Annotated in this window: 2 protein-coding genes; one reads left to right on the top strand and one right to left on the bottom strand. The window is 67.4% G+C overall.

Annotated features, from left to right (window positions below):
- Positions 1–635, bottom strand: a 635-nt coding sequence (locus DBR22_RS08525; protein WP_375134940.1) for an aquaporin, incomplete at its 3' end; no start/stop codon positions are given.
- A 170-nt stretch (positions 636–805) separates the two neighbouring features.
- On the opposite strand from DBR22_RS08525, the gene DBR22_RS08520 reads away from it, so the two are divergent.
- A partial coding sequence (locus tag DBR22_RS08520; protein WP_146187434.1) for an ADP-ribosylglycohydrolase family protein occupies positions 806–1,149 on the top strand: 344 nt, incomplete at its 3' end.

Genomic DNA, 1,149 nt, shown 5'->3' with positions numbered 1-1,149 from the left:
GGGTTGAAGGGGGCGTTGCCCACTGAGAGGCCAAGCTGGAGCAGGACGGCGAAGGCAAGGCCCACGGCAACGGCCGCCGACGCTTTGTTGTTGTTTTTGTCATGGGTGGTGCCGAGGAACACGGCAACCAGGATGGCGGCGCCAAGAACTTCCAGCAGGAGCACCGCGGCGAGGGGGGCCTGGATGATCGAGTGCTCGCCGAAACCGGCGGTGACGGTATCAAACGCGGTCCTGCTGTCCTGGATGCCCGGCAGGGTCCGGAGAATGCCGAAGAGCGCCAGTGCACCGAGGAGGCCGCCCACCAGCTGTGCGCCGATGTAGGCTGCCGCGTCGGCAAGGCGGATCCGCCCGGCAACCGCGTGGCCCACTGTCACGGCGGGGTTGAAGTGTCCGCCGGAAACGTAGCCCACGGCCAGCATCGCCGCGGTCACGGCCAGGCCTGCGGCGAGCGCCGCGGGCAGCGGGCTGGACTGCGGGATGGAGAACAGCGGCACACCCAGTCCTGCGACCACGAGGAACAGGCTGCCAAAGGCTTCCGCAGAGAGCCTGGCTGCCAGACCATGGCGGACGCCGGCGGGGTTGCCTGCTGCTGGCGCCGGAGCGGGTTCATGGTGGACGGGCAAGGGCATGGTCATGGCGGGGGCAGTCCTTATCAAAGCGGTGTCACTGCGGCGGGGTGCGAACACGCCGGGCCGCGGAAATTCGTGGGGGCCATTGCATTCTGCCAAGGAATTCTGGACATTGGCTGAGTCCGAGCTTAGCGTCCGGCGCCCGGCAGCCCTGCCACCACGGTAAATTTGCTGTCATGAGCATCGATCAAGGCGCCGTTGCGGCGCCCTCGCTGAAGTCCCGCATCCATGGCTGCCTCCTGGGCGGCGCACTGGGGGACTCGTTGGGTTACGCCGTGGAATTCGACTCGATCGAGGCCATCCGGCGCCGTTTCGGACCTGACGGATTGGCTGACCTGACAGCGCTCGACGGCGCCAGCCACTTCTCGGACGACACCCAGATGACGCTGTACACCGTTGACGGATTGGTGGAGGCACTCGAGTGGGCCAACGACGGGGTGGGAGCGGACGTCAACGCCTGCCTGTGGCTGGCCTACCTCCGCTGGCTGGATACCCAGGGCGAGCCTGCACACCCGGCGGC

The sequence above is a fragment of the Arthrobacter sp. HMWF013 genome, from assembly GCF_003061105.1.
Classification (GTDB): Bacteria; Actinomycetota; Actinomycetes; order Actinomycetales; family Micrococcaceae; genus Arthrobacter.
The sequence above is the reverse complement of the archived record's forward strand: the minus strand, read 5'-3'. Positions and strand labels throughout refer to the sequence as shown.